This is a genomic window from Paenibacillus sp. FSL M7-0134, from assembly GCF_038007865.1.
Lineage (GTDB): Bacteria > Bacillota > Bacilli > Paenibacillales > Paenibacillaceae > Paenibacillus > Paenibacillus polymyxa_B.
Window position 1 is genome coordinate 2,203,633 of the sequence record NZ_JBBOXV010000001.1, and the last position, 26,047, is coordinate 2,229,679.

Genomic DNA, 26,047 nt, shown 5'->3' on the forward strand with positions numbered 1-26,047 from the left:
TTATTCATCGGATGAGAAAGAACATTATTCACACCACAGAGTGTAAAATAGCTGTACCTTTATAATAAACGGGTTTACTTTTACAAATGTTTGTGATAACTTTATTTCGACAAACATCGAAATTAAGACTGGAACAGAAGGGAGCCGAACAGGGTGAAAGATACAACAGAGATGCAGCAGGCTGTAAAAATATATAAAGCACTTGGAGAACCGACTCGTCTCAAGATAGCACTTCTGCTAAAAGAGGAAAGCGACCAATGCTGCTCTGTGCTGGGCGAGAAGCTGAACAGTGTAGCTATTTCAACGCTATCGCACCATCTGAAGCAAATGGCAGAGTCGGGGCTGCTCACATACCGTAAAGAGGGGACGTTTATTTATTACAGCTTGGATGTGGAAGCAGCGCAGAAATATGCCCCGTTCTTAATAACATAAATTTTTTTAGTCTTAATTTCGATATTTGTAAAAATATAAAAATACAAAAAGAAAGAGGCGTTATTTAAAAATGCAGAGTACATGGAAAGTGTATATTTTGGCAATTGTTAGTTTTTTGGTAGGCACATCCGAATACATTATCTCAGGCGTTTTGGATCAGATTGCAACAACCATGGGGATTACGGTGTCCGCAGCGGGTCAGCTGATTACAGTCTTTTCCCTTGCTTACGCGATTGGCACGCCGATTCTGATGGCAGTAACCGCTAAATGGGACAGACGCAAGCTGCTCTTGAGTTCCCTCGGATTATTTGCAGTAGCCAATGTCCTCTCCTTTGTTCTGCCGGGTTTTGGAATGTTTATCGCCGCACGTATTCTTATGGCCCTCGGGGCGGGGATGGTCGTGGTTACAGCACTGAGCATTGCTGCGAAAATTGCCCCAGCCGGCAAGCAGGCCAGTTCTATTGCTACGGTTACTATGGGTTTTACAGCCTCGCTGATTATTGGGGTGCCGCTTGGGAGAATGATATCTTCTGCATATGGCTGGAAAACCGTATTTCTCGGCATCGCGTTGACAGGGATTATTGCCCTAATTGTTATATCTATGACAATTCCCCGCTTAAAAGGAGATCGACCTGTCCCCTTACTACAACAGTTTGCTCTTCTGAAAAAGCCTGAAGTTGCTTTGGGATTAGGCATTACCTTCTTTTGGCTAGGTGGTTATTCACTCGCGTATACTTACATCTCACCGTATTTGCTGAATGTATCAGGTGTAGGAGAGGATATGCTAAGCTCAGTATTGCTCGCCTTCGGAATTGCCAGTCTAATCGGGTCAAAAATTGGTGGGTACAGTGCGGATAAAAAGGGTATACCCTTTACATTATTAGGGGGTATGGTGTTGCACGGTATTTCCTTACTCTTGCTTCCTTTTGCCGCTCATTCCCTGATCGCAGTATTTGCTTTATTGATCCTTTGGTCGTTCGCAGCCTGGACAACTGGACCTACTCAACAATATAATCTGGTCACACTTGTGCCTGAATCTTCCGGTGTGATGCTGAGTCTCAATCAATCTACAATGCAGCTTGCTATGGCAGCCGGAGCCGGAATTGGCGGTGTAGTTGTTGGTCAGGTTTCGCTGTCTTCCATCACCTGGTTTGGAGCAGCAGGGGTTGGTATAGCTATTGTGGCTACGTATTTACTTACACGAAGATCCTCAGTTCAAACACAAGTGGGTGTTACGGAGTAAAGTGTATAGATAAGTGAAGAGGAGGCCCAGTGATGAAGGTGACATTGCGGCCTTCTTTGATTTGAATGAGCAATAACATGCTCTCTTGCAGTAGGAAGGCTTATTCAAACGCAATATCAGTGATTTTGCCGCCTTCCTCAAAGGCGATATTTTTATAAACTTGATTGGAAACCGAATTTTTTAAATCTGCATATAGCATGGGTACTAAATGCTCATTTTCCAAAATGCAACATAGCTCGGATACCATTGCGCTGGCAAAACCTTTCTTTCGCAAATTAGGCGGGGTATAGGGTGGTTCCTTTTAAATAACGTAAGAGTTCTTCTATATAGGTCAATTTATAATCATCTGTGATTTGTTGTGAGATCCATAGCCAAGCCTTATGTCCGGGTGATTGAGCAAAGATCATATTTTTATCGGACGTTTTGAGGCATGTTGACTCTTCTGACTCACAAATTCGATGGATCAAATTGTATCGAACTTCATCAGCCAAAAATTGATTTTGATTTAATATATCGTCGTTTGAGACTAGTAGCTCAATCATGACTCTGCCTCCTAAAAATGAGCTATGACCTAAACAAAAAGTAGAAATCTATGAAGATTCAGTTGTTATATCTACTAGGATTTAAACTTCCGCGCTATAAGCTTCTTATTTTTTTGTCGCCAAATCCATCTTTCGATAAAGTTTTTTTCTTTTCTTTCCTGAAGTGTTTCCTTCATACCCTTAATAAGAAATTCGGATCTTCGCTTGTCGTTTCTGCTAATTTCACGTAGTTCCTCAATAAATTTATCGTCCATGTCCGCATCTCCGTTAGTTCAGGATTTTCCAAATTGCTAAGCTAGATTATACAGAACATATGTTCCTTTTTCAAGTCTGCATCTGCTCTATTCAATCACATAACTATTTTTAGATGGATGCTGCGAGGCCCGCGCCAATCGGATGGTGAAGCATAAGATAAAGTTGAAAGGAGGAATTACAACATGGACAACAAAGCATATGTATCTCAAACGTATCCACGTCTTACAGTCTACAACGAAGAAAATTTTCGGGGTTCCAGGAGAGTATTCAGAGGAAACCTAGGCATTCGTAATACCGATAACATTCTCAACGGCATCGAAAGTTTGCGTTTCTTTTCTACTAGCAGCAATGCTACACTTGTACTCTTTACTGGCACGCGGTTTAGAGGTAACTTCCGTGTGTTTAGAGGCAATCGCAACATCGCCGACCTGGATGATCTGATTCGCGGGAATGATGTGGAATCTATTATCTCTACCAATCAACGTTTGACGTTGCAGCAAATCCGTAATATCCGCAGTAGCGGTAGACTGCCATCTGGCTATCGAATCATCTAACGGCCTTATTTCGACTTCATAAACCATTTTACAAGACTGTTTCAGGAGCTTGCAACTTTCGGGCTTTTGGGACAGTCTCTCTATTTGTACACGCGACCTACATACTCGAATGATGAGAGGAACTGTATGGGAGAATGGGATGTTGTTAGCAGTCAACACCAACTCAATGTTCATAAAAAATAGATAAAGGAGGACATACGATATGCCCTCCTCATGACGTATATTATATTTACTTCAGTTCCCAATTCGTTGCTTTGATCACAGCTGCATCTGCGTTCTTAAGATCTGTTTCGCCAGAAGCTAAGAGAGAGCTCCATTGTTTCACACGATTCTTACCATTGGGAGGTTGGTTATAATCGTTGGTATCGACAACCAATGTACGCTTAGCATAGAAGCTAGTCATGAACTTCTTCTCATTCGTACTACTGCCTGAACGTGAGAGGATTCCTTCAAGACTACCTGAATCACCAGTAGCGCCTTGATTGAGTGCTGTGTCGACAAATGAACCAATCGTCAGAGCAGTATTAAATCCGCGTTTCTGTGCTTGCTGTACACTATATTCGATATAGGTGTCATAGAACGTACGCCACATGGCTTCTCTCCAAGCTTCATTGTTTTGGAGAGCGTTGATCTTCTTCTTGATAACACTATCGCTATCGCTGAGCTTTGGAATCGAACCACTCATTTTCCCCTTCAGGCCAGCACGTGTTAATCCACCTGCAATGGAAGGGTTACTAGCTCCACTAGCAGCATCAAAAGCTTTGAATAAGTCCGGACCATCGGGTCCCGTATCATTTGAACCGCCTGTTGTTGCTCCAAAGATACCAATGGTGTATCCGCGATTATCGCCGATATCTTCAGCATATCCATAGAATTCAGTCCATTTCAAAGAATCTTGCTCTGGTTTGTTCACTAGCTTCATAATATTATCCCATTGCTCACCGTCGAGTCCTGTATTAGCCTTCAGAAACTGAAGTGTTGAAGGTGAGAAATTAGCATCATGATCAATAGCTGTAACCGCTTCTTGGCTAGTAGCTGCTTCGCTGGTAAGGGATAATGGCTCTATACTAGCTTCATTTGAGTTGTCGAAGCCCTCATTTAAATAACCGTTTTTTTCAAAAATTATGATTTATATGTGAATAAATGGACCTAGTTGTTCCTAGATTCCTACAGACCATAAGTGCAAGAATGAGGACGAAACAAAGATAGCCTCTTGATAAAATGAGTTACATCACATATCAGGAGGCTATATTTATGAACAAAATTCATCAGTTCCATGCACTTCACACATCAGAGGAACTTTTATTTTTAGGGAACGCCTGGGATATGCTATCTGCGGTGGCTCTGGAGAAGGCAGGTTTTAAGGCGATAGGTACGACGAGCTGGGGAATTGCCAATACGCTTGGATTCTCAGATGGAGAGCTTATTGATTTTGACCAGCATGTAAGCATTATTCGGACGATTGCTGAGCATGTTCAGATTCCAGTGTCGGCAGATATTGAAGCAGGATATGGGGAGGATACGGCAACGATTGTTGAGCATATTTTAAGGATAGCCGATGTGGGAGTTGCAGGGATTAATATTGAGGATTCTTTGAAAACGAAAAAGGGACTTCGAGAAGTGGGCCTGCACAGTAACCTGTTGTCCAAAATAAGAACAGCATTGGATACGCGTGGGTTTAAAAAGTTTTTTATAAACGCAAGAACGGATACATATTTGCAGATGGATGCCCCACTTTCAGAGACCATAGAGCGGGCCAAAGCGTATGTGGATAGTGGTGCGAGCGGAATTTTTGTTCCAGGATTAAAGCGTGATGAAGAGATCAGGGAAGTTGTGTTTCATATACATGCTCCGCTTAATGTTTTATCCCTGCCGGGTCTGACGAATGTCCACCAGCTTCAGCAGTTAGGAGTTAAACGGTTTAGCTTTGGAAATGCATTTTCTGATAAGATAATAGTTGCTTTGCAAAAGAATGCAGAACAGTTGATAGAGCTTCAAGATACATCACATTTATATGAGGATTTTGCAAAATCCTTGAGCTAGATGAATATGAACTATAGAAAGGACAGAGCATTCGATCATGGCTAACCTTAGTCTTTCTTTTGAAGAAATGTGGGAGAAAATTATAGCGTGTGATCGTAAGTATGACGGGTTGTTTTTTACCGCTGTGAAAACAACCCGCATATACTGCCGACCTTCCTGTCGATCCAAAAAGCCGAAGAAAATAAATGTGGAGTTTTACTTTGATTTGGACAAAGTGGAAAAGGCGGGTTTTCGTGCTTGCAAAAGATGCCAGCCCCATACAGACCATTCGCCGTATATCAGACTTGTGCAGAATGTAGTAACCTTCTTGGTCAATCATTACAAGGAAAAACTTGTATTGCAGGATATTGCGGACCATATCGGAATAAGCTCCTTTTACTTGGATCGGATCTTTAAACAGGAAACCGCCGAAACCCCGCGTACGTATTTGGAAAAAATAAGAGTAGATAAGGCAGCCTATCTTCTTAAAAGTACAAATCTTACGAATCTTGAGATTTGCTATGAGACGGGCTTCCAAAGTCCCTCCCATTTCTATAAGGCGTTTCGCAGCTTGAACCATTGTTCTCCTAGTGAGTATAGAAAGTTGAGTAAGGAATAGGAAAGGAAGGAGGTCGTATCCTTTTATGAGTGAACTTTACGTATTGAAGTATGTATCGCCGATTGGAGAGATAGAGATACAGGGCACAAATGAGGCTGTCTATTCTATTATGTTCTCTAATCAGAATGAGCTCTTAACGAGGGCTATAGAAGAGGTTCCAATCCAAGTATTAGCGGAATGCGCTATCCAGCTTGACGAGTATTTTAAAGGTGAGCGCTTTGAGTTTACGTTTCCTTATGCCTTTGAAGGTACGGATTTTCAGCAAAAAGTATGGAATGCTCTGGTGTCCGTGGGGTACGGTAAAACGACAGCTTATAAAGATATTGCTCTTGCTATTGGAAATGAAAAAGCGATCCGAGCCGTAGGCAGTGCTAATGGAAAAAATAAGCTGAGCATTGTGATTCCATGTCACCGAATTATCGGTTCCAATCAGAAACTAACGGGCTATGCAGGAGGGCTATGGAGAAAAGAATGGTTGCTCCAGCATGAAAAGCGTTGTCTGAGGCCCTAAGGAGGGTTCGTAGATGAGAGACATATATTTGAAAGAGTTTAAGCCGGAGAACTGGGCCAACATGGTTCAGATCTATCAGGAGCGGTATGCACAGGTAGATCCGGCTATAAGAGCAAAAGTGGTTGAAAGTAAAATCCCCAAGGAGATTCAGATTGTGCTGCTGCCCGATATGGGGGAATATTTGCTGACTTGGATGGATCGAAAAGTCCCCGCACTCGGCAACGAAACACCGTCGGATTATTTGAAAAGCGAAGAAGGCACTAAAGCACTGAAGGCGGCCATATTACGTATGCCACGTTGAAGAAGCGGGCCAAGGAGATACATATGAACATTGAACAGATGAACAGAGCGCGAATGATGGAAAAAGTGAGTTCGCATATCCATAACTGTAATCAGATGGCATGAACTTCATCTAACCCTATGCTATGATTTACCGACAAGACTATAGATTCAAAAGGGGAAATAAGAATGAAGCTCAAAAGAATGATGTTCCTACTTTCGTTTTTAACGATACTCGTAGGGTTGTTCACTTTGTGTACAGAAAGTGTTCATGCTGCCAATTCGACAGTATTCAGAGATGGAGATAAGCTTAAGCTTACCCTTGATGATGGTAATGGAGTAAACAGAGTGTTTAAATTCGATCTCCCGTTTACGATTAAGCCTGATACACCAATTCGTCTGTATAGCAACTATATTGAAATTCCTCCGGGTGACTTTACGATCGATTATACCAACTCCACAATTTCGATTGCAGATTCACGACCAGCACCTGGGCCAGGATCAGAAAATCATATAGAGTTTCCTATAGTTACAACTATGGAAGGGACTGTGCAGTCAGTCGATGAATCTACAGTAACTCCACTTGCTGGGGAGCCGAAAGTAACGCAGCCTGAGGTGGAGACCAATCTAAAAGAGATTCCCACTCCCAGTGAACCCGAGGTTGCTCAACCTGTGGATGAACCGAAAGTCATTGAACCTCAAGTAACCCAGCCTGTCGTGGAGCCTAAAGTGGACCAAGAGGTGGATGAGTCACCGGAAATCCCTTTGTCTATCCCGTCTGGAGAAAATTTTCCGGGGACATTTACAATCAACACTTCAGGTACGTCATTTTCGGTTCGTTTGAAAATAAAAAATATTCAACCCACGTACACTTCATACGTTATGGTAAAAAATGCAGATACTCAATTAATTAAACGGATTCAGTTCGATCCAGAAACAACGTTTAGCTACCCTTTGAGTAACCTGAATTTATCTACGGGTGGATACTACTTTTATATCAAAATGATCGACCAGTCGGGAAATTCGGCAGCGTCTGTACCCCAATTTGTTCCCATAAATAATAACAAGGCTCAGCAGGTTGAGGTGTTTATAGACGGGAAATTGCAACAATATGAGCAGCCTGCGACCTCTATTAGCGGAAGTATGCTGGTGCCATTTCGTGCCGTTTTTGAGGCGCTTGGGGCGAAAGTGAAATGGGATGGAGCTACCAAGACCGTTACTGCAACCAAAGGAAATACAACGATCAAGTTAACTGTAGGCTCCAGAGATGCCTATATCAACGGTAAATTAGTGCGTCTCAATGCGGCGCCGAGGCTCATTAACGGCAAAGTAATGGTTCCTATTCGCTTTGTAAGTGAGGCGCTAGGTGCGAAGGTAAAGTGGAATATTGCAGCTCAGAGCGTTGTGATTTTTCTTGCTCCACCGCAGGTTTTGACAACCAGCGAAAGTGAACAATTAATGGAGGAAAATGAAGATGCTTCCGAATCACAATCCAAATCAACGATTCTGAAAAAGATATCCACCACCTTCTCCAAATCTACGGATATTGTGTTCGTCATAGATGTTACAAGTAGTATGACAGGGACGCTGGATTATGTGAGACAGAAGGTGAAAGGCTTTGTTGATTCCGTTCCAGCAGGTTCCCAATTTGCTGTCGTTGCATTTCGGGATATCAATCTGAAGGCAGATAAAGATTTAGAATTTTTGGAGTTTACGACCGATAAAAACAAGTTAAAAGGTAATTTGAATATGCTGCGCCCTTCCGCTGGCGGGGATTTGAAGGAATCGGGATTAGAGGCTATTCAGTTAGCTATAAGTAAATTTCCCAAGAATTCTAATTCCAAAACAATTATATTCATTACAGATGCGCCAGTTCATGATAAAAATACAGCTCTGGGTAAAGCCCGTTTTTCAGTAGATGAAATCAACGAGCAATTACAGAAAAATGGTGTTATTTTTAATGCAATCGTGCCTGCGAATGGACTAGCCAACAAACAAATGAAAAAGCTTGTAGATACCAACAAAGGGGCTTTGTATGACATCAAGGATGCCAAGCTGAATTTAGCGAAGTAGATTTGTCCAAACTCAATAAAGCCGTATAAAGGGAGCCGATGTAAGGCTCCCTTTTGCTATCATAAGCGCCTGTGTTGTAAGAGTTCTAATGGGCAGAAAGCTCACTCTCCGTCACCCATTTATGATTTTTGACAGGCTCTCCTCCTGTAGTCGGCGTATAATCGACCATATATACAGTCGTTGGCTCTACGGAGTCAATGGTAGCCTTAGCCCCATCCATCCCCTTCATATGATCTGCCCCAAGGATAATTTCTGTGCCCGGTGCATAGTGCTCGCTACCTGCATCTTTAATCTCTTCATGAATAACCCACTTATGATTATTCACTTTTTCTTCTCCAGTGGTTGGAGTATATGAGACTGTATAAGCAGTAGTCGTATAAGCACCCACAATCGTGGCAGTAGCTCCATTCATGCCTGCCATATGGTCGGCTTGGATAGTCGCTTGGCTACCAGCTTTGAAGGCTGGATTTTCAGCTTCTTTTAGTCCGGCAGGAAGCTCACTGGAAGTGGAATGGTTCATATCCGATGTGTCGTGCTGTTGACTGCTGTTTGTCGTGTGCTCCTGGTTCGGCGTGTTACTGTTCCCGCACCCACTCAAAATAATCATGATTGTACCAGCGAGCAAAGCCCATTGCATTCTCATATTTACAGCTCCTTTAGGGTTTTAATTACATATTTTAAATGTACCCCTATGGGGTATATTTAAAACGGAAGTATATGACAAACTTGTGAAGTGTTTTGCTTTCAAGGGGAGCTCCTGTTGTGACCCCTTTTTTGTTATGCAGAAGATGCGTAATTAAATGTTGTTGACAGTGAATAAAAAATCATTGTAATATCTATAAAACGCATCAAGTTACTTGGTATTTTGAGCGACTGTAACATTCTAACTCACCAAAAGTAGATGATATCAAGGAGCAGGGGGAGACATCAAAATGAAGAAACCATGGATTTCATTTATATTGCTGCTGGGAGCAGTCGTGCTTTTTATTTCAGGCTGCGGCAGCAAGAATACGTTGGGCAACGCTGCGGGTGAAGAAAAGAAAACACTGCATATCAGCTTTAATCCCGGTCCATATAGCGATCAGTTTAAGAATGGTGTGGCTCCATATTTGGAGAAGAAAGGCTATAAGATTACATATAAAGAGTTTACAGACGGTGTTCAGCCCAATGTAGCCGTGGCTAATGGGGATATTGATGCTAATGTGTTCCAGCATTCGCTCTACCTGGATTCTATGAATAAGCGGGAGAATATTGATCTGATTGGTGCTGTGCAGGTCCCGACTCCTCCAATGGGATTGTACTCCAGCAAGCACACCAGCCTTGACGAAATCAGCGATGGAGCCCAAATCAACCTGCCCAATGAGCCAGTCAATATGCTGCGTGCGCTGAATATTTTGAAGGAAGTAGGCTGGATTACATTAAAGGACAAAATCGATCCATTGCAAACCTCGGTGAATGACATCACTTCTAATCCACATCATCTGCAATTTGTTGCTACCGACCCGGCACAGGGGCCACGTGCACTGGAGGACGTTGATTTTGCGGCCATACAAGGGAACTTTGCTGTATCGAATGGAATAAAGCTGACCTCGGCATTAAAGCTTGAAAATATGACAGATCCGTTCACGAACGTGGTCGCTGTGGACAGCAAGAACAAGGATAAGCCCTTCGTCAAAGACATTATTGAAGGATATCATTCAGAAGAATTCCAAAAGTACATCCAATCGAATCCTGTTTATGAAGGCTACAAGCTACCAAGCTATTTCAAATAATATGGGGTATTATCTTCTGCGGGCTGACGTTGTCAGCCTGTATCTTATGGATAAAAGGTGGAGATGAACGTGATTTTTTCATCCTCTGATCTCGTCAAGGCTCTGCCTGACAACTATTTTAGCGCAATGGATGACAAAGTGAATCTGTATAAAAGCAAAGGAATAGATGTAATCAATTTGGCAGCCGGCAACCCGGATCAGCCAACACCGGCGCATATCATCAGCGCTTTGAAGGAAGCGGTCGATCAACCGATCAATCAGGGCTATCCACCTTTTCATGGGAAAAAAAGCACGCTGGAGGCTGTCGCCGCGTTCTATAAACGGGAGTATCAGGTGGAGCTGGATCCTGACCGGGAGGTTGCCATATTCAACGGCTCAGCCATAGGCGTAATGGGGATTCCACAGGCGCTGCTGAATCCCGGTGATTGGTTATTGACCACCGATCCGGCATATCCCCAATATTATTCCGCTGCTGCGCTGGCAAGAGCCCATATTCATACGATTCCGCTTGATGAGAAGCATGGCTTCTTGCCTGATTATACAACCGTGCCGGAAGAAATCGCAGAGCAGGTCAAATTGCTCATGATTAATTATCCGAACAATCCGACTGGAGCAGTAGCTACTGCAGATTTTCTGACAAAGACGCTGGATTATGCCGCTCGATATCAGTTTCCGGTTATGAATGATTTTGCTTACGGTGCTCTTGGATTTGACGGGCATAAGCCGATTAGTTTATTGCAAATCCCCGGCGGCAAGGAATATGGCGTCGAGACGTATACGGCTTCCAAAACGTATAACATGGCTGGATGGCGCTTCGGCTTTGTAGTGGGAAATTCGTCCATCATTGGTGCGCTCAAGCATTATCATACGCATGCCTACAGCACTGTTTTTGGAGCGGTACAGGATGCGGGGGCTGTGGCATTGCTGGGCACGCAGGAACCGGTACGGGAACTCGCAGCGTTATATGAGCGGCGCCGTGATATTCTCATTGCAGCGTTACGAGGTATTGGCTGGGATGTAGCTGTTCCCCAAGGGTCTTTTTTTGCCTGGTTCAAGGTGCCAGAGGGTTACACATCCGCTTCATTTGCAGACTTTTTATTGGACGAGGCACATGTTGCGGTCGCCCCTGGAGAAGGCTTTGGTCGTGCGGGAGCTTCTTATGTGCGGGTCAGTCTGGTGAACAGTGAAGAAAGGCTGCTGGAGGCGGTGCAGCGCATCGCAGCAACGGGTATTTTTCAAGTATAAGCTGGAATACAAGGAATTCATGGAGGGAGCGAGAAAAGAACTTTGAGTATAGCGATTATCGGAGCCATGGAGGAAGAAATAGCAGATTTGAAAGCGCAGATCGAAGGGATAAAGATGACCCAGATTGCGAACGGGATTTTTTATACAGGCCAGATTGAGGGCAAGGAGGTTATTCTGCTGCAATCAGGAATTGGCAAAGCGAACGCAGCCTCGACTACGGCGCTACTGATTGAGCGATTTAGCCCGGAGCTTGTCATTAATACCGGGTCTGCGGGTGGGCTCGATCCAGCGCTGCATGTTGGCGATGTCGTAGTGGCGACCGAGCTGACTTACAGCGATGTGGACGGAACGGCGTTCGGCTATACCTACGGACAGGTACCACAGATGCCGGCAAGTTATCCTGTCGATCCAGCGCTGCTTGCTTTTGCGACAGAAGCGCTGGCGGAGACCAGGATTGAGGGGCAGATCGTCAACGGATTGATTACGACGGCAGACTCTTTCATCTCCCAGGCTGAGCGCGCCCATTTTATCCGTAGCCAGTTTCCTGAAGCGAAAGTGACGGATATGGAAGGGGCCGCGGTCGTTCAGACTGCGTACCAGTTTGGTGTTCCGTTTTTGGCTGTCCGTTCTTTGTCTGATCTTGCCGGTGTAGAAGCGGCGGATTCTTTTGACTCCAATCTTGATTTGGCTGCGGCCAACTCGGCAGCAGTAGTTGTGGCTCTTGTAGCTGCATATGATAGAGACAAGCTTTGACATATTCAATGGCACTATTCAGGAACGTTTTTTCTTTGGCTTGCCATGCTGGTTAATGAGAGTTCGAAGTTGTTTCCCGGCTTGGTTCAGCTCCATATCGTTCAACACATAATCGGTGCTGACTTCCCAGGTGCTGCGGTCATTCAGATGAAAAATAAAGGCGGGAAAGCGAGGGCGCAGCCATTTGCGGATGGAGGCTCCTTCGAATTCGACTTTAGTGATTGCAGACCATGGGACAGTTCGAATACCATCGGAAATGCTATGCTCGTCAAAGATGAACAGGTAGGTATCCTTACGAAGCGTTCTGCTCAAACAAACCACGAGATAGATACCAAAAAAAGGAAATCCGATAATGGCGGAGGTAATAAAGAAGAAGATTTGTAGAGCTGAGATATCTTCGTCGATAAAAATGAGCAGCAGCAAAAACAGACAGATAAGCACAAACATCAAGCTGCCCATGGCTTTCCAAAATGCCAAAGATCTTCGATATACAATTTTATCCACGGAATACCGCCTCGTCGCGTACAAACTCCTGAATGAAATAAGTTATTCGTTCTCTCCAGTCAGCTTCGGTTACACTTTCAATACGCAGACATGGGGTGGCCTGCATATCCAGTTCTGTATTTCTTACGATCCACACATCATTCGTTCCTTTAAGAACAAATAGTAGATTTGTAACGGAAGGTCCATCTTCATCCGTATCCGCGTATATCATCTGGCTCAAATTATCTAGGCTACACTGATTACGATCAAAATCCTCTCGCCAGTCTTGTATTATTTGCTGAGCGGACTCATGAAGCTTCCACGTTGTCATTTGCTGCATGCTGAAGCTGGAAGAGGTTAACTCATTCCACTGTTCTTCTGTCAGATCGACGTATCGGCTGTGCTCATTGAAGTTCGAAGCAAGCAGGCCGAACAATTGATCAATGTCGTGATGCCAGTCTTCTGGGGAAGACCAGCGAAAGAAATGGAGTTCATTGTGGCTGGAAAAATGATACAGAAAACGTTCATTTCCATGGTGTATCGTTAATGTATTTTGCTTATCCTGTTGCTCCTTGTAGCCACGTAGCATCTGACGACTTTGTACCAGATGAGCTAGCATTTCAACAATGAACGCATCAAATTCAAGCTGTTGTTGCTCGTCATCTCGTTGTTCCATCAAACCCTTGGATATCAGGCTATGCGTTGCGGCATGAAAAAGCAGTTCCCAGCGATCTTCGGTCAGTTCCCCGTAATAAGATTGGAGCAGACCAGAAGCCATGTCTTCTGCGCCCAGTGCGGTCAAGGCAAAGCCTAGTTCCTCAAGCGTTAAAATTACCGTTTGTTTGTCCATAGTTAGGCTCCTTCTCCATCTGTTAGGTGTATGTCATTTAAATAGTTTGCTGGCCCAACGTATCCCTTTTTCGGCGAATTTGGCGACCTTTCCACCTGCCCAGCTTCCCACCGTACCGCCGACGTAAGCACCGACGGCTGCACCGACCGGACCACCGATAGCGCCGCCTACGGCTCCCAAAGCAACAGCACCGCCATAAGTTGCAGCGGTTTTAATCGCTACGTTAGAAGCAGATACAGCCACATCCGTTCCGGTAAGCTTCCCGCTTTTCCATTTTCCAGCCAGACTGATACCCTCGCCCACAATATTCATGGTGGCATTAATAGGGTATAGCTTTTTGGCAATCATGCCGGGAATTTGGCGGGTGGCTATGCCGTAACGGCCTTTTTCCACCCCGGCGATGACGTTCCGCGTCCACTGAGGAAAGCTATTGGCTTTGTTGAATCCGAGGCCAAGCTTACCCATTTGAAGCTTTCCAGCTAAACGATCAAAGCCCTTTAAACCCTTCATCACAATACCGGGTTTAGCGAATTGGCGGTTTAGGCTTTTGCCCAAATTACGCATAAACGCATTGTTACCCTTGCCATTCACCCATGCCGCATTATGTATAACCGCTCGAGTGGGATTCTTCAGACTTTTCTTGAATTCTACTGTTTTGGTGAGCACAAGTGTGGAAGCCAGACCGCTATAGATAGCTGTTCCGGCAAATCCCAGTTGCCCGCGCCATTTATTGGTTTCTGAAATGCTGTTAATAGCTATATCTGCTGGATCGGGTCCTTTTTTCCCGGAAGTTGCCCCTTCACTGCTGCCGATCTGTCCGCTGTGATCTCCTTTGGGAATACCCGTGTCTGCTTGGGTGTCTGTTTCCTTGAATTTTACTGCAATGGAACGCAGCTCTGTGCTGACAGAATCGACAGTTTGAGTGAAAGCATCCATTTGTCCACGCGCTTTATGAAAATCCTGATAAAAGCGCTGCTGTGTTGTTCCCGCCCAGCTATTTTCCAACATCTGAATATGCTGTGACAGTTGTCCGCAAATTTGTGCCCCCAGCTCACGTGCTTGTGCGAACTGCCTGGAAACCGCCTCTAGTTTCTCAGGAGGAACCATAATTTTAGCCATGATGTCCACCTCGGATGATTAAAATAATTACTTATATTCTAGTGAATCTAGTGGGGGTTAGCAAAAAAAGGAGGGGATTTAAGTGAAAAATAAGTCATTTGTATGAGTTCCTGAGGATTCATAAGGGAGAATAGTAGGAGGTGTTATGCTCCGAAGTTCTTATATGCCATTCATAACGAAAACGAAAAAAGCCCCTCTTTTCAAATGGAGCTTTCCATTAGAAAGAGAGGCCTTCTTGCGTAGAAGCTAATACATATTTCGCGTCGTTTTAATTATTTTAGCGGAATCTGCTTGGACAGCTTTTCAAACTGCTGCAAATAAGGAGTGACCTTGGCAGTAATTCCTTTGAGATACTTGATGGACGCTTGTCTTTGACGTTCTTTGGTAGCAGTCTCTTCAGGGAACATAGAGTATTCCTTTTGGACAGAGCCATTTTTATAATTTACGGAGAAGAGATCTCCTTTTTGCCATCTTTGGACCAGATCTTGATTACTGTGCAAGATATTTAGTATTTCTTTGCTATTTTTATAAGTGAAGCTGTAGTCTGGATCGGCCACAGCGTGGATCACTTGGTAGCCACTCTGTAATCCATTGTTCTGAAAGGTACCTACTTGGATCTCGTTCGAACGTACGGTTCCGTCCATTTGGGTCAATTTTTCAGTCTGCGTACCCTTGCCACTCATCGTGTCATTGCTCCATGTGCCGTTGTATACGACTTTATGATTTTGTCCATCTGCATCGGTGTATTGATTTATATATTTTCCGGTACCTGAGCGCTTGCCATTCACAAAATCACCCGAATACTGCTTATATTCGCTCCATTTGATCGTACCACGTCCGTTGGGCTGCCCATTCTCGACCTCTCCATAGTAAGTCGTCTGACCGGATAGCTGAAGCAATTCCTTGGTTGCAGCCGCATTCGCCGCAGGTGTACTTACAGACAGCGCTCCAGATATTAGCGATGCGGACACCATAATAGGCAGAGACAAAGCCTTCCCTTGTTGCCAAAGTTTTTGCATCATGAGTTCTCCCCTTTCGAAGCTGTGAAGTTTCTAAAAAGTTATGTTCAACAACCCAGCACCGTTTTTATACTATTTTGTGCTTGGTGAGTTATAGTTTAATATAGATTGAGAATTATAGGAAACTGTAAAGTGAAAACAGCTAGCTAGGAGGGAGATTCATGAATTTACCTGAACATGGGGGTGAGGATGTATCTAGCATCCTTGCCGTGGAGTTGGAACATGAGCCTGTGAAGACCATAAAAGGAATCCATCAAGTGGAGCCTGATTCTAATATCTATTGGCTGATTGACGTGGAATTCAGCGGTTTTACGTTATCAGATGAGGATATTTTGCAATTGCTTAAGGGGTATATCGTGTATGGACATGTGCATGATTTGCAGATATGGACTAGTGTGGGACGCAGATCGGCAGGCGAATGCCATTTTGATAAAATCTGTATTTGTATGGATATATTCGATAATGTAGAGATGCAGATTCGTTTAGATGAAGCCAAGGTTGCAGACTTTATGAACACACTGCCAGCGCGTTTTCAGGAGAAGGGCACCGTTCATGTGCTTCCTCGGGAGGATGCTGCCCGTGCACGTGCAAAAGCGGAAAAACTTAAAGCATTTACAGATCAGGAAGGTGAAAGGGAACATGCTGTCATGCTTAGGCTGGTAGCGGATCAAGGCCAATCTTACCGTGGAGCGGATATCTGGGATGTCATGCTGAGTCTCGGAGTGGAGTGGGGAGATATGGATATTTTCCATGCACACCATCACGGGCCGGGAGGCTATGATGAACTATTTAGTGTACATACGGGAACCGAGCCTGGATTTTTTGGGTTGAGTACACTCGCGGAGGATCGCTTTGCCGATTTGATTTTCAGTATGGATGGGGTACGAACCGTACAGCCGCAAACTGTGTTTGAGGCGATGTGGAAAAGTGCCGAATATGCACGCGCCAGACTTGGCGGGACATTAGTGAATGAACAGGGTCTGCCAGCTGTGCCGGAAGATTATCTACGTCAGATTCAAGAGATGGAAGACCGCTTAAGTGAGTTTGGTTTTAAAGCAGGAGAGGATGTTGTTGCGTTTCTATTCTAGATTAGAAAGGAGTGGTTTCGTTGTCCAGCAACGCTATTGAGAAGCTAAGAACGATTCTAAAACGTAAAGCTACTATTTTCCATACAGGGGGCCGTAGACCGTCCGGTTCCCTTGAACAGAGCTGGATTGGTAGAGTTACAGTGGCTTTGCCAACGGAGGAGCAACCCATTGATGTACAGGGGAATGTTATGGCTCCGATCATGCAATTGTATTTGCCTGCCTTGCCCTTTGTTCCTCCGGCTATACACAGTGTCAAGCTGTTGACGGTCTTTCTGTCTCCTGATGTACTGGATCATGAGGACATGGAAGGATATATGTGTATTCGTGAGTATACGTCGTTAGAGGATTTGGTCGAAAAAGATTTTGGTCCGGCATTTATGCAAATCAAGGCGTCCCCGCTATTCCCAGAGCTCAAAGAGAATGACTATCCGGTCTGGGACGGTGAAGACATTCCTGAGGAATATGGCGATGCCCTCAACCATATGGACGAGGAGGAACCCGACTATTTTGAGGACATTGTAGAGGAAATATATGCGGTTCACAAAATCGGTGGCTATCCCAGCTTTGTTCAATCGGGCATCGACTTTGGCGAGGGCTATGAATTTGTGTTTCAGATTGCTTCAGATGCCAAAGCCGAATTGAATATTGTCGATGGAGGCAGCTTTTATTTTGCCAAGCATCAGAATGAAGGAGCCTGGCGGGGTTACTTTGATTTTTACTGATTAGCTCACTTAGAGAGCAGTCTGGAACCGATCGTGTTGTAGAGCATGGCAACCCTATATACTCGTAAGTTAGACACTATTGAAGTGGGGTAAAAAGATATGAATGTTTTAGGTCAGCTGGGATCTGCTATCCAGAGTAGTTTATTTATTCAATCCGAATTGAAGAAAGCCTATGCATTTATTCAGAAGCACGATCTGCCTGTAGAGCAGGTAGAAAATGATTTTCACAAGCAGATCATCGTGCTGGAGCAATATGCTGGAACTCGCGTTTTTCAGCGAGGGCTTGCCAAATACAAAGTAATCAATGTAATGCTTATGATCATATCTGTGATCATATTGTTGGCAGCAGGCATCGTTGCGGCGGTGGAATATTTACAACCCGAACGACATTTGCTGCAAGTGCTGGCGAATGCCATGTTTGACCATTGGGTTCCCTCTATCACTTTGCTCAGTGTTGTATTCGTGAGTGTGATCGTTCTTGCCATCGTTAGAAATGTCTATGCCAGACGATTACATACGCACGTGCTAGATCGGGCCTGGCAGGCCATTTTCAATCATGAGGACAGAGAGCAGCTGTAGGAGATTGGCATAATAGCTGAAGGAGTGGCAGCAATGAATGACTGGGAATCGGGAATCATTCAGGTCGATGGTGAGCGTGCTATCTACTCATCTTTAACAGAAGATCAGTTGTTAGAGACCACTTGGTATTCGAAATATTTTCATTCTGTAAGAAGGCTAGGGAATAACTACATCTGGTATCATTTCGATCAGGTTTCTTTGCTGCGTCGGCATTTTTTTGTGTCTGTATGCTTTAAGGATACAAGCCTAATTGTCGTGGAGATTTCGCTCCAGGGCGATGAATTTCCAACTTCGTGGGATAATTGGTCTGAGGAAGGGGAGAGAAAGCGGCAAAGGGAGCATGATCGTTTGTTACAGCAACATTTGTCCGTGAAGCCAAGCTATCGTCAAACAAAGCCTTACCCCTATATGGAATATGAACTGAACTGGGGGAAAATCTCTTCTTATTTTGACCCCCGGTCGGGAAATACGGCCATTGCTTTTAAGTATAAAGATGAATAGTGATCTTACATAAAATACACGACAACCCTGCGCTTTGTGCTGGAGGTGAGGGTGTTGGATGAGTAAGGGAGATGTGTTGTGGATAAAAAGGCGAAAAAAATACTGATGAACACATTCTGGTCCTCTAGCGGCTGGAAGCAGGAGCGGGAATCTTTTTCGGGTGAGGAATTTGAATATGCCAAAAGTAAGGGCTTGATGTTCGATCCGATCACCATTACACATAACGAGATTATAAACAGGCTACATGAGCTGCACCAGCAAAAGGCTACAAAAGAGCGAGTGGCAGCAGCATTTTTGCACAGCCTTTCCACGAAAAAGGTTCATTTACGAAGCGCCTTATCGAGCTGGGCATTAACCGCAGGGCTTCCTTTACACACGTATGGGGAGCGGCCTGTCGTCTTGCCCAATTACAGTAGCTGTGGGGACTGTAATTTTAATAAAGTGATGTCCGATAAGGAATACGTCAATGAAGATTTGAATGTACTGAATTTTGAACGAATCAAATGGGGCGGTATTCGTCTGAACCACCTTCTATATTGCTGGATGGACCTTGAATTGTTCAGTCAAGAAGAGGATGTTCAGGTTTCCGATGAGGATCTAGCTATACTCCATAACATGCTCGAAGCTGTTCAGAACTGTGAGGCTCAAAGCAGTGCACGTCAATTGGAAAAGCGCTGGAAGGATGTGTTTCCATCCAGCAAAAACGAGCGTGATGTAGTCATGGAGGTGTGGGGATATGCCGGACTGCTGGTCCCACAGGACACGCCTCGTAAACGACAGAACGGCAATCATGATTTTTATTCCGTAGCAGCTTGGCAAGGAGATGACAGATACTCGCAGGAGGCGTTGGACTATTTCTTCGGTACGTTTTTATAGAGAAAGTGAATCGTTATGCCACATCTTGATCATGACGGTTCCTCAAACAACAAACGTTCTTCTTCCCGACTATGAATAGCATTGACAACCAGAAGCGCGTGGAACTGCTGAAGAACTTCAGGCGTAAGCCCTTCTTCACGGATCCCGGCTTTGAGCTCTTTTACAATGATTCGGAGCAGGTCATGATCCCGTGTAAGTTTGACGACAGCCTCCTGCAGTTCCGGTTTTTTCTCGACCTTTTCCTGATAGAATCCTTCCTCTTCTGCATCAGCATGGCTGAGAATGCGGGTTTCCCAATATTCGATCAAGTGGTCGGCAGCCTGACGCGCCACCTTGAATTCTTTTGCTTCGAGTAATTCTTCTACTTCTCTCGTCTTATCTAGAGCGCCAGTTAGCCCGCCTTGATGAATGGCATGATGAGCATGCAGTTGACGTAAAGAAGGTCCTCCCATAACAGTTCATCCTTTCTTTGTTCCCTTTTTTAGTACAGTATAGCATAAGAAAATAGCGTTATTTTTCCGGTTAGGATATTCCCCGCTAAGGAAAAGGGAACTCCCTAATTGGTTCAATTTCATATAATACTTAGAATGAAGTTAGAAGATAAAACTCAATTTTGGGGGAATGGATGATGAATCGATTAACCGAAATAACAGACATAAAAAAGATTGTGAAAAAAGGATCAAGGGTTTGAAGGGGATGAGCAGATACATACCTAATCAACATGGAGCCTGGGCCATGCTCGTTCTTCCATTTTTATTCGGTTTAACTGCTTCTCGAGGGGAACTCATTCATATCCCCCTATTTGTGTGCTGGTTTTTTATCTACTTATTCAGTTTTCCTGTCCTCCAATGGATCAAAACAGGCAGCAGTGAAAGATACCGCAAACCCGCCGTTGTATACGGAGTGATATTACTTCCTTTGTTAATTTCACTGATATGGTTTGAGCCTGCTTTGATCTGGTATGGAGTTCTTCTATTGCTCTTTTTTATGGCTAATATTTATTTTGCAAAAACGAAAAATGAACGTGCTTTACTCAATGACATTGTTGCAATTCTACTCTTTTGTTCTTTTATATACCCTGTTATTTATATGGGGGGAGGAGAGGATTGGAGAGTAGCAACAGAGCTATTCTTACTTTTGGTGCTTTACTTTATTGGAACTGCTTTGTATGTCAAAACGATCATTCGTGAAAGAAAAAATATACGTTACCATTATGCTTCCATCATCTATCATTTGGTGATTTTGTTGTTTGCTACCTGGTTAAAGTTACCTCTGTTTGTTCCTTTTTTGATTTTTTTGATACGAGCCATATGGCTTCCTAAACTCGGATTAAAGGCAAAACAAGTTGGCATGGCGGAAATTGGATTTTCAATGATGCTCTATGTTTTTGTGTTGTTTTTATACTTCTAAAAGGAGAGACATCAATGATATCTTTGAAAACGCCGCGTGATTATCATACAGATCCGTTTATAGTCATCTGGGAGGTTACACGAGCTTGTGCTTTAAAGTGCCTTCACTGTAGAGCGGAAGCTCAGTACAAACCTGATCCTCGCCAGCTGACATTAGAAGAGGGTAAGAAGCTGATAGATCAAATTGCTGAAATGAATCATCCGTTGGTTGTATTCACAGGCGGAGATCCTTTAATGCGTCCTGATCTGTTTGAACTGGCTCGATATGCAATTGAAGAGAAAAATCTGTCGGTTTCAATGACCCCCAGTGCCACCCCTAAAGTGACACGAGCAGCGGTAGAAAAAGCAAAGCAAGTTGGGTTATCGCGGTGGGCGTTTAGTCTGGATGGTTCATGTGCAGACATTCACGATCATTTTAGGGGTACAGCAGGTTCTTACGATACGACCATGCGAGGAATTGGTTATTTGAAGGAACTGAATATCCCTATTCAAGTGAACACGACGGTGTCCCGGTACAACCTTCATGATCTGGAGCAAATTGCAGAAAGGGTAAAGGAAATGCAGGCCGTGTTATGGAGTTTATTTTTCCTTGTTCCAACCGGACGTGGCATGGAGAAAGATATGATTACTCCTGATGAGCATGAAGCCGTAATGAAATGGCTGTATCAAATACAGCAACAGATGCCGTACGGTGTGAAGGCTACAGAAGCTCCTCACTACCGGAGGGTCGTACTGCAGGAAAAGCACAGAGCAGGTGAGAGCAGTGTAGCAGACGGACAAAAAAGGGCAGATGTTTTAGGACGTGCTCCTAAAGGCGTAAATGATGGAGATGGATTTGTTTTTATTAGTCATATCGGCGAAGTATACCCGAGCGGTTTCCTGCCTCTTATGTGCGGGAATGTACGAAAGGATAGCCTGGCAGATATTTATCGCAACTCTCCGATCATGATGAATCTTAGAGATAAGTCCCTACTTAAAGGTAAATGTGGAGTCTGTGAATTCAAGGCTGTCTGTGGGGGCTCTAGAGCAAGGGCTTTTGCAATAACAGGAGACTATTTGGAGAGTGACCCTTATTGTGCTTATATACCCGGAGTTGGAGAGGAAAAGTGTTTTCATGAAAAAAAGTTCTAAAAAAGTCGTTATTCTCGGTGGAGGAATAAGCGGTTTAAGTGCTGCCTTTTATGTGAAAAAGCTGGCTGAGGATAGGCAGCTTGAAGTAGAGATTACACTGGTGGAGAAAAGTGAACGTCTGGGAGGAAAGCTACAAACCGTTCGCCAAAACGATTTTATGATCGAAAAAGGACCAGATGCTTTCTTGGCCAGAAAGACAGCAATATTGGATCTGACCATGGAGTTGGGGCTGGAAGCAGAGCTGGTATCGACAAACCCGAAAGCCAAATCTGCTTGCATTTTGCATAAGGGCAAACTTCATACGATGCCGATGGGCTTCATTCTGGGCATTCCAACAAAGCTCACCCCCTTCATTCGGACAGGGCTTATTTCTCCGCTGGGAAAAGCACGGGCAGCCTTGGATTTATTCATTCCAGCGAAGAAAGGTGATGAGGACGAATCTCTAGGGGATTTTATCAAACGGCGTCTCGGCAAAGAAGTTCTGGATCAGATTACAGAACCTCTGCTGTCTGGAATTTACGCTGGGGATACTCATTCTCTGAGCCTTATGTCAACTTTCCCTCAATTTAAACTAATGGAACAAAAGCATGGAAGTTTGATTAAGGGTATGTCTAAAGGGGCGGGAAGAAAGCCAGCAGTACAAGACAAACTGCCGGATATCGCTAAGAAAAGTATGTTTCTTTCTTATCGGCTAGGATTATCTACGATCGTGGAGCGGCTAAAGGAAAGGCTGGATACCGTACGTTTTGTTATGGGGCAAGGTGTAGTTGAAGTAAGGAAAGAAAACGGTTATCAGGTCATTTTAGAACATGGACAAAAAATAGATGCGGATGCGGTGATTTGTGCTGTTCCAGCTTTTGAAGCGGCTACATTATTTTCCGGCGTTGCAAGCGCTAGCTGGTTACACAAGATTCACTATGTTTCCGTAGCCAATATTGCCCTTGCTTATAAAAACACAGATCTTAATTTTGCTTTTGAGGGAACGGGATTTCTAGTCCCCCGCAAAGAAGGCAAAAAGATTACCGCATGTACTTGGTCTTCGACGAAGTGGAGCCATACTGCTCCTGAAGGATATACGCTTTTACGGACCTATATCGGACATGCAGGTGCACAGGAGTGGGTTCAAATGACAGACAATCAACTTGTGGATGCCGCGCGCAAGGATTTGAAAGATTTAATGGGCCTGGAAGCGGAACCGGAATTCACAGAAGTCAGTAGGTGTGATCGATCGATGCCGCAATATCCGATTGGACACAAAGAGCATATGGCGAAGATGAGACAGGACTTTGCACAGTATTTACCGGGTGTTTTTCTATGCGGTGCCGGCTATGGGGGCGTTGGAATTCCAGATTGCATCGCTCAAGGGAAAGAAGCGGCTGAACAGTTGCTTTCTGATTTGTTATAATCAGGCTCTTTCCACTAGTGAAAGAGGGAACCCCCTGATTGGTTCAGCTTTAAGGGAGACGTAGAATGAAAGTTGAGTATAAAATCGAAGTAAGATGGAGGAATGGAAGATGAGCCAGTTAACGGAAGAAACATGGGTGGCGGACATCGTGAAAGCAGTACCCAAAACGGGAGACCTGTTCCGCAAACTGAGAATTGATTTCTGCTGTGGAGGGAAGATATCGCTCCGTGAAGCAGCAGCCAATCGAGGCCTCCACGCTGATGAACTGCTGACGCAGATACATGAAGTGGAAGAAAAGCAGGCACAGCATAAGCAAATGCAACCTCCTTCACTCGAACCAAAAGAGCTAATCGCCTATATTCAAAATGAGTATCATACGAAGCTTCGGGAAGAACTATCAGCCTTAACGCCGTATGTAACCAAACTAACGCGGGTTCACGGTGAACGTTATTCGCATCTCAAGCGAGTTAATGAACTGTTCACCTTGCTTAAACAGGAATTATCGGAACATATTCAAAATGAGGAGGACCTTGTGTTTCCGATGATTGAAGCATTTTTACAAGAATCAACAGTGGAACGAGCAGATGAGTTGAATCCAATTTTGTCCAAGTTGCAAAACGAGCATCAAACGGTGGTGGAATTCCTGAAGGAAATGCGCTTGATCACAAACGGCTTTGAGCCGATGCAGGAAGCTTGTGGTACGCACCGACTCGTATTGAAGCGGTTAGAAGACCTGGAAGCAGATATTTTTAATCATATTCTTCTTGAAAATTGTACACTGATCGAACGTACGAGACAGGCACAGCTAATAGCGAAACCCATTAATTGATGATGAACGAACATGAGGAGCCGAACCAAATGCATAAATTCATTAAAAGTAGCACTGTTTTCGTTTTGGTTATTTCCATCATTTTATTATTATCAGGATGCGGTACGAAACAACAACTAGATTCAAATGTTGGCAGCGCCGGTAAGAATGGATCTTCCAGCCAGACATCTTCGAAAACGGCTGAAACTATTGAGCTTACCATATCCGCAGCAGCAAGTTTAACGGATGCGCTCAAAGAAATTCAGCATTCATACGAATCAACCCATACAGGCATCAAATTGAATTTTAACTTCGGCGGCTCTGGTGCGTTGGAAAAACAAATTGAGCAAGGAGCGCCGTCGGATTTGTTTCTGTCCGCTTCGACCAAAAACATGAAGTCCCTTGTTGATCAGCAGTTAATAGATACAAAAAAACAAAAAACGTGGCTGACGAACGAATTGGTCGCGGTTATCCCTGCAGACGGGACGATGAACATCGCGAGTGTAACCGATTTAACAAAAAAAGAAGTGAAGAAAGTTGCGATCGGAATTCCTGAAAGTGTCCCTGCGGGCAACTACGCACAGGAAGCGCTGATGAAAGCGAAGCTTTGGGACACGTTACAGAGCAAGCTGGTTCAAGCAAAAGACGTTAGACAAGTGCTGCAATATGTGGAAACGGGGAATGCTGATGTCGGATTTGTATATAAAACAGATGCGTTGACTTCACAGAAGGCAAAAATCGCCTTTGAGGTGGATCCCAAAACCTATTCACCTGTTGAGTATCCAATCGGGATTGTCAAAGCTTCAAAGCACATTCAAGAAGCCGAAGACTTTTATGCATACCTACAATCGCAAGAATCTCTGAATATTATGGCTAAGTATGGATTTACCATACCGAAGTGAGCATGCAAGATATAGATTGGAATGAATATTGGCCTCCTATCCGATTATCGTTGCAGGTTGCACTGTTATCCAGCGTTCTGGTAATCATATTAGGCTTGCTTGTGGCATGGTCAATGTCGCGGTTGGGATTATTTAAAGGGAAAACGGTTGTTGAAACCGTGCTTATGCTGCCTTTGGTACTCCCACCGACGGTTGTTGGTTTTTTACTGCTCATATTACTTGGACGAAAAAGCGGGTTCGGACGGTTTGTGGAGCAATGGTTTGGCGAGCCTATTATATTCTCGTGGTGGGCTGGGGTTATAGCAGCGGTGGTAGTGGCTTTTCCTCTTGTCTATCGGACGCTGAGAATGGGACTGTCTTCTGTCGACCGGGACTTGGAAAACGCGGGACGTTCGATGGGTGCAAGTGAATGGCAGGTTTTTCGATACATCACCTTCCCTTTAATTTTCCCTTCTTTTAAGGCTGCCTTTATACTCGGTTTTGCCCGCGGCCTGGGCGAATTTGGTGCTACGCTGATGATTGCCGGAAATATTCCGGGTAAAACACAAACGATTCCGACGGCCATTTATATTGCGGTGGATGCTGGTCATCTTCCTATGGCCTGGGCGTGGACATGCTCTATCATACTCATTTCTTTTATCATGCTCCTGTTAACGGGTCAAAAGAACAATTAATTACTCCATACAAGCTTCCCTTTAGCAGGGGGAGGCTTTTTTGTATCTTTCCATAGAACGAGGGATTTCCTGTAGCGCTATAGGACATTCCCTAATGGGAACAGAGATGAATGAATTACATAATGAGAGTAAGCGAATGAGTCTTCCCTTGGAACTTGCGTTGGGATGATTCTTTCTAAAA

The 26,047-nt window shown here is 44.2% G+C and carries 31 protein-coding genes; 22 read left to right on the forward strand and 9 right to left on the reverse strand.

The genetic code is table 11. From position 1 onward, the window contains the following. The first annotated feature begins 153 nt into the window (after positions 1-153). Both NSQ58_RS09820 and NSQ58_RS09825 read left to right on the forward strand, forming a co-directional pair. Complete coding sequence (locus tag NSQ58_RS09820) at positions 154-432, forward strand: ArsR/SmtB family transcription factor (protein WP_013311367.1); 279 nt, start codon at positions 154-156, stop codon at positions 430-432. A 70-nt stretch (positions 433-502) separates the two neighbouring features. After that, a complete protein-coding gene (locus NSQ58_RS09825) occupies positions 503-1,675 on the forward strand; it encodes an MFS transporter (RefSeq protein WP_069081162.1) in 1,173 nt (390 codons plus the stop codon). A gap of 100 nt (positions 1,676-1,775) precedes the next feature. Here NSQ58_RS09825 and NSQ58_RS09830 read toward each other — a convergent pair whose 3' ends face one another. Beyond that, the gene (locus NSQ58_RS09830; RefSeq protein WP_023989733.1) at positions 1,776-1,922 is read right to left on the reverse strand and encodes a hypothetical protein; all 147 of its coding nucleotides are present in this window, start codon (positions 1,920-1,922) and stop codon (positions 1,776-1,778) included. 28 nt (positions 1,923-1,950) lie between these two features. Continuing rightward, positions 1,951-2,217 carry a hypothetical protein gene (locus tag NSQ58_RS09835; RefSeq protein ID WP_023989732.1) on the reverse strand — a complete coding sequence of 89 codons (267 nt, stop codon included), beginning with the start codon at positions 2,215-2,217 and terminating at the stop codon, positions 1,951-1,953. A 437-nt stretch (positions 2,218-2,654) separates the two neighbouring features. Between NSQ58_RS09835 and NSQ58_RS09840 the strand changes: the two genes are divergently transcribed. Beyond that, positions 2,655-3,026, forward strand: a complete 372-nt coding sequence (locus tag NSQ58_RS09840) for a hypothetical protein (RefSeq protein WP_023989731.1) — start codon at positions 2,655-2,657, stop codon at positions 3,024-3,026. Between the two features lie 229 nt (positions 3,027-3,255). On the opposite strand, the gene NSQ58_RS09845 is transcribed toward NSQ58_RS09840, so the two are convergent. After that, on the reverse strand, positions 3,256-3,948 hold the full coding sequence (locus NSQ58_RS09845; protein ID WP_341057272.1) for a chitosanase: 693 nt from the start codon (positions 3,946-3,948) through the stop codon (positions 3,256-3,258). A 332-nt stretch (positions 3,949-4,280) separates the two neighbouring features. On the opposite strand from NSQ58_RS09845, the gene NSQ58_RS09850 reads away from it, so the two are divergent. The 5 genes from NSQ58_RS09850 to NSQ58_RS09870 all read left to right on the forward strand — a co-directional run bounded on the left by NSQ58_RS09850 (position 4,281) and on the right by NSQ58_RS09870 (position 8,530). After that, positions 4,281-5,069: an isocitrate lyase/PEP mutase family protein gene (locus NSQ58_RS09850; protein WP_339200640.1), complete on the forward strand. Its 789-nt coding sequence runs from the start codon at positions 4,281-4,283 to the stop codon at positions 5,067-5,069. Positions 5,070-5,106: 37 nt separating this feature from the next. After that, positions 5,107-5,667, forward strand: a complete 561-nt coding sequence (locus NSQ58_RS09855; protein WP_023989728.1) for a bifunctional transcriptional activator/DNA repair enzyme AdaA — start codon at positions 5,107-5,109, stop codon at positions 5,665-5,667. Positions 5,668-5,692: 25 nt separating this feature from the next. Then, on the forward strand, positions 5,693-6,178 hold the full coding sequence (locus NSQ58_RS09860; protein WP_341057273.1) for a methylated-DNA--[protein]-cysteine S-methyltransferase: 486 nt from the start codon (positions 5,693-5,695) through the stop codon (positions 6,176-6,178). Positions 6,179-6,191: 13 nt separating this feature from the next. Continuing rightward, positions 6,192-6,479, forward strand: a complete 288-nt coding sequence (locus NSQ58_RS09865; RefSeq protein ID WP_023989726.1) for an antitoxin Xre/MbcA/ParS toxin-binding domain-containing protein — start codon at positions 6,192-6,194, stop codon at positions 6,477-6,479. Positions 6,480-6,646: 167 nt separating this feature from the next. Further along, positions 6,647-8,530, forward strand: a complete 1,884-nt coding sequence (locus NSQ58_RS09870; protein WP_341057274.1) for a stalk domain-containing protein — start codon at positions 6,647-6,649, stop codon at positions 8,528-8,530. 85 nt (positions 8,531-8,615) lie between these two features. On the opposite strand, the gene NSQ58_RS09875 is transcribed toward NSQ58_RS09870, so the two are convergent. Continuing rightward, entirely contained in the window at positions 8,616-9,173 is a 558-nt protein-coding gene (locus NSQ58_RS09875; protein WP_076264755.1) for a YdhK family protein, read from the reverse strand. A gap of 289 nt (positions 9,174-9,462) precedes the next feature. Here NSQ58_RS09875 and NSQ58_RS09880 point away from each other — a divergent pair, with 289 nt between their 5' ends. The 3 genes from NSQ58_RS09880 to NSQ58_RS09890 all read left to right on the forward strand — a co-directional run bounded on the left by NSQ58_RS09880 (position 9,463) and on the right by NSQ58_RS09890 (position 12,300). Then, entirely contained in the window at positions 9,463-10,302 is an 840-nt protein-coding gene (locus NSQ58_RS09880) for a MetQ/NlpA family ABC transporter substrate-binding protein (protein WP_341057276.1), read from the forward strand. Between the two features lie 69 nt (positions 10,303-10,371). Beyond that, positions 10,372-11,547 (forward strand): aminotransferase class I/II-fold pyridoxal phosphate-dependent enzyme, encoded by a 1,176-nt coding sequence (locus NSQ58_RS09885; protein WP_341057277.1) that lies wholly within the window; start codon positions 10,372-10,374, stop codon positions 11,545-11,547. Positions 11,548-11,589: 42 nt separating this feature from the next. Continuing rightward, positions 11,590-12,300: a 5'-methylthioadenosine/adenosylhomocysteine nucleosidase gene (locus NSQ58_RS09890; RefSeq protein ID WP_338532710.1), complete on the forward strand. Its 711-nt coding sequence runs from the start codon at positions 11,590-11,592 to the stop codon at positions 12,298-12,300. Between the two features lie 18 nt (positions 12,301-12,318). Here the strand turns inward: NSQ58_RS09890 and NSQ58_RS09895 are convergent, their stop codons facing one another. From NSQ58_RS09895 to NSQ58_RS09910, 4 genes are all read right to left on the reverse strand, one after another. Beyond that, entirely contained in the window at positions 12,319-12,804 is a 486-nt protein-coding gene (locus tag NSQ58_RS09895) for a DUF5381 family protein (protein ID WP_341057279.1), read from the reverse strand. After that, a complete protein-coding gene (locus NSQ58_RS09900; RefSeq protein WP_053325888.1) occupies positions 12,797-13,633 on the reverse strand; it encodes a hypothetical protein in 837 nt (278 codons plus the stop codon). The genes NSQ58_RS09895 and NSQ58_RS09900 overlap by 8 nt, the downstream gene beginning before the upstream one ends. 33 nt (positions 13,634-13,666) lie before the next feature. Beyond that, positions 13,667-14,752 carry a WXG100 family type VII secretion target gene (locus NSQ58_RS09905; protein ID WP_341057280.1) on the reverse strand — a complete coding sequence of 362 codons (1,086 nt, stop codon included), beginning with the start codon at positions 14,750-14,752 and terminating at the stop codon, positions 13,667-13,669. 272 nt (positions 14,753-15,024) lie between these two features. Beyond that, positions 15,025-15,771, reverse strand: coding sequence for a hypothetical protein (locus NSQ58_RS09910; protein ID WP_341057769.1), 747 nt, complete (start codon positions 15,769-15,771; stop codon positions 15,025-15,027). 161 nt (positions 15,772-15,932) lie between these two features. Here NSQ58_RS09910 and NSQ58_RS09915 point away from each other — a divergent pair, with 161 nt between their 5' ends. The 5 genes from NSQ58_RS09915 to NSQ58_RS09935 all read left to right on the forward strand — a co-directional run bounded on the left by NSQ58_RS09915 (position 15,933) and on the right by NSQ58_RS09935 (position 19,537). After that, positions 15,933-16,859 (forward strand): cell division protein ZipA C-terminal FtsZ-binding domain-containing protein, encoded by a 927-nt coding sequence (locus NSQ58_RS09915; protein WP_341057281.1) that lies wholly within the window; start codon positions 15,933-15,935, stop codon positions 16,857-16,859. An 11-nt stretch (positions 16,860-16,870) separates the two neighbouring features. Then, on the forward strand, positions 16,871-17,581 hold the full coding sequence (locus NSQ58_RS09920; protein WP_445671668.1) for a DUF1963 domain-containing protein: 711 nt from the start codon (positions 16,871-16,873) through the stop codon (positions 17,579-17,581). Between the two features lie 99 nt (positions 17,582-17,680). Further along, the gene (locus NSQ58_RS09925; protein WP_341057283.1) at positions 17,681-18,160 is read left to right on the forward strand and encodes a DUF6097 family protein; all 480 of its coding nucleotides are present in this window, start codon (positions 17,681-17,683) and stop codon (positions 18,158-18,160) included. A 33-nt stretch (positions 18,161-18,193) separates the two neighbouring features. Next, positions 18,194-18,661, forward strand: coding sequence for a hypothetical protein (locus NSQ58_RS09930; protein ID WP_341057284.1), 468 nt, complete (start codon positions 18,194-18,196; stop codon positions 18,659-18,661). Positions 18,662-18,739: 78 nt separating this feature from the next. Beyond that, positions 18,740-19,537, forward strand: coding sequence for a hypothetical protein (locus NSQ58_RS09935; RefSeq protein WP_341057286.1), 798 nt, complete (start codon positions 18,740-18,742; stop codon positions 19,535-19,537). A gap of 29 nt (positions 19,538-19,566) precedes the next feature. Here NSQ58_RS09935 and NSQ58_RS09940 read toward each other — a convergent pair whose 3' ends face one another. Further along, a complete protein-coding gene (locus tag NSQ58_RS09940; protein ID WP_023989712.1) occupies positions 19,567-19,989 on the reverse strand; it encodes a hypothetical protein in 423 nt (140 codons plus the stop codon). A 169-nt stretch (positions 19,990-20,158) separates the two neighbouring features. On the opposite strand from NSQ58_RS09940, the gene NSQ58_RS09945 reads away from it, so the two are divergent. The 6 genes from NSQ58_RS09945 (at position 20,159) to modB (ending at position 25,866) form a co-directional block, all read left to right on the forward strand. Next, positions 20,159-20,947, forward strand: coding sequence for a YwiC-like family protein (locus NSQ58_RS09945; RefSeq protein ID WP_341057287.1), 789 nt, complete (start codon positions 20,159-20,161; stop codon positions 20,945-20,947). A gap of 14 nt (positions 20,948-20,961) precedes the next feature. After that, entirely contained in the window at positions 20,962-22,077 is a 1,116-nt protein-coding gene (locus NSQ58_RS09950; protein WP_076295515.1) for a TIGR04053 family radical SAM/SPASM domain-containing protein, read from the forward strand. Next, entirely contained in the window at positions 22,061-23,482 is a 1,422-nt protein-coding gene (gene hemG / locus NSQ58_RS09955) for a protoporphyrinogen oxidase (RefSeq protein ID WP_341057289.1), read from the forward strand. The genes NSQ58_RS09950 and hemG overlap by 17 nt, the downstream gene beginning before the upstream one ends. Before the next feature lie 109 nt (positions 23,483-23,591). Then, a complete protein-coding gene (gene ric, locus NSQ58_RS09960) occupies positions 23,592-24,311 on the forward strand; it encodes an iron-sulfur cluster repair di-iron protein (protein WP_023989708.1) in 720 nt (239 codons plus the stop codon). A gap of 29 nt (positions 24,312-24,340) precedes the next feature. Continuing rightward, positions 24,341-25,192: a molybdate ABC transporter substrate-binding protein gene (gene modA, locus NSQ58_RS09965; RefSeq protein ID WP_023989707.1), complete on the forward strand. Its 852-nt coding sequence runs from the start codon at positions 24,341-24,343 to the stop codon at positions 25,190-25,192. Further along, positions 25,189-25,866: a molybdate ABC transporter permease subunit gene (gene modB / locus NSQ58_RS09970; RefSeq protein ID WP_028542273.1), complete on the forward strand. Its 678-nt coding sequence runs from the start codon at positions 25,189-25,191 to the stop codon at positions 25,864-25,866. Before modA ends, modB begins: the two co-directional genes overlap by 4 nt. The last annotated feature ends 181 nt before the right edge of the window (positions 25,867-26,047 follow it).

Bases quoted from the DNA above. Each gene is read 5' to 3' on its own strand.
- NSQ58_RS09850 (WP_339200640.1), top strand. From the start codon at position 4,281: ATGAACAAAATTCATCAGTTCCATGCACTTCACACATCAGAGGAACTT.
- NSQ58_RS09945 (WP_341057287.1), top strand. From the start codon at position 20,159: ATGGATGATGAATCGATTAACCGAAATAACAGACATAAAAAAGATTGT.
- NSQ58_RS09930 (WP_341057284.1), top strand. From the start codon at position 18,194: ATGAATGACTGGGAATCGGGAATCATTCAGGTCGATGGTGAGCGTGCT.
- NSQ58_RS09915 (WP_341057281.1), top strand. From the start codon at position 15,933: ATGAATTTACCTGAACATGGGGGTGAGGATGTATCTAGCATCCTTGCC.
- NSQ58_RS09855 (WP_023989728.1), top strand. From the start codon at position 5,107: ATGGCTAACCTTAGTCTTTCTTTTGAAGAAATGTGGGAGAAAATTATA.
- NSQ58_RS09830 (WP_023989733.1), bottom strand. From the start codon at position 1,922: ATGGTATCCGAGCTATGTTGCATTTTGGAAAATGAGCATTTAGTACCC.
- NSQ58_RS09865 (WP_023989726.1), top strand. From the start codon at position 6,192: ATGAGAGACATATATTTGAAAGAGTTTAAGCCGGAGAACTGGGCCAAC.
- NSQ58_RS09925 (WP_341057283.1), top strand. From the start codon at position 17,681: ATGAATGTTTTAGGTCAGCTGGGATCTGCTATCCAGAGTAGTTTATTT.
- NSQ58_RS09880 (WP_341057276.1), top strand. From the start codon at position 9,463: ATGAAGAAACCATGGATTTCATTTATATTGCTGCTGGGAGCAGTCGTG.
- ric (WP_023989708.1), top strand. From the start codon at position 23,592: ATGAGCCAGTTAACGGAAGAAACATGGGTGGCGGACATCGTGAAAGCA.
- NSQ58_RS09875 (WP_076264755.1), bottom strand. From the start codon at position 9,173: ATGAGAATGCAATGGGCTTTGCTCGCTGGTACAATCATGATTATTTTG.
- NSQ58_RS09940 (WP_023989712.1), bottom strand. From the start codon at position 19,989: ATGGGAGGACCTTCTTTACGTCAACTGCATGCTCATCATGCCATTCAT.
- NSQ58_RS09835 (WP_023989732.1), bottom strand. From the start codon at position 2,217: ATGATTGAGCTACTAGTCTCAAACGACGATATATTAAATCAAAATCAA.
- NSQ58_RS09860 (WP_341057273.1), top strand. From the start codon at position 5,693: ATGAGTGAACTTTACGTATTGAAGTATGTATCGCCGATTGGAGAGATA.
- modA (WP_023989707.1), top strand. From the start codon at position 24,341: ATGCATAAATTCATTAAAAGTAGCACTGTTTTCGTTTTGGTTATTTCC.
- NSQ58_RS09905 (WP_341057280.1), bottom strand. From the start codon at position 14,752: ATGGCTAAAATTATGGTTCCTCCTGAGAAACTAGAGGCGGTTTCCAGG.
- NSQ58_RS09840 (WP_023989731.1), top strand. From the start codon at position 2,655: ATGGACAACAAAGCATATGTATCTCAAACGTATCCACGTCTTACAGTC.
- NSQ58_RS09950 (WP_076295515.1), top strand. From the start codon at position 20,962: ATGATATCTTTGAAAACGCCGCGTGATTATCATACAGATCCGTTTATA.
- NSQ58_RS09845 (WP_341057272.1), bottom strand. From the start codon at position 3,948: ATGAAGCTAGTGAACAAACCAGAGCAAGATTCTTTGAAATGGACTGAA.
- NSQ58_RS09870 (WP_341057274.1), top strand. From the start codon at position 6,647: ATGAAGCTCAAAAGAATGATGTTCCTACTTTCGTTTTTAACGATACTC.
- hemG (WP_341057289.1), top strand. From the start codon at position 22,061: ATGAAAAAAAGTTCTAAAAAAGTCGTTATTCTCGGTGGAGGAATAAGC.
- NSQ58_RS09900 (WP_053325888.1), bottom strand. From the start codon at position 13,633: ATGGACAAACAAACGGTAATTTTAACGCTTGAGGAACTAGGCTTTGCC.
- NSQ58_RS09825 (WP_069081162.1), top strand. From the start codon at position 503: ATGCAGAGTACATGGAAAGTGTATATTTTGGCAATTGTTAGTTTTTTG.
- NSQ58_RS09910 (WP_341057769.1), bottom strand. From the start codon at position 15,771: ATGCAAAAACTTTGGCAACAAGGGAAGGCTTTGTCTCTGCCTATTATG.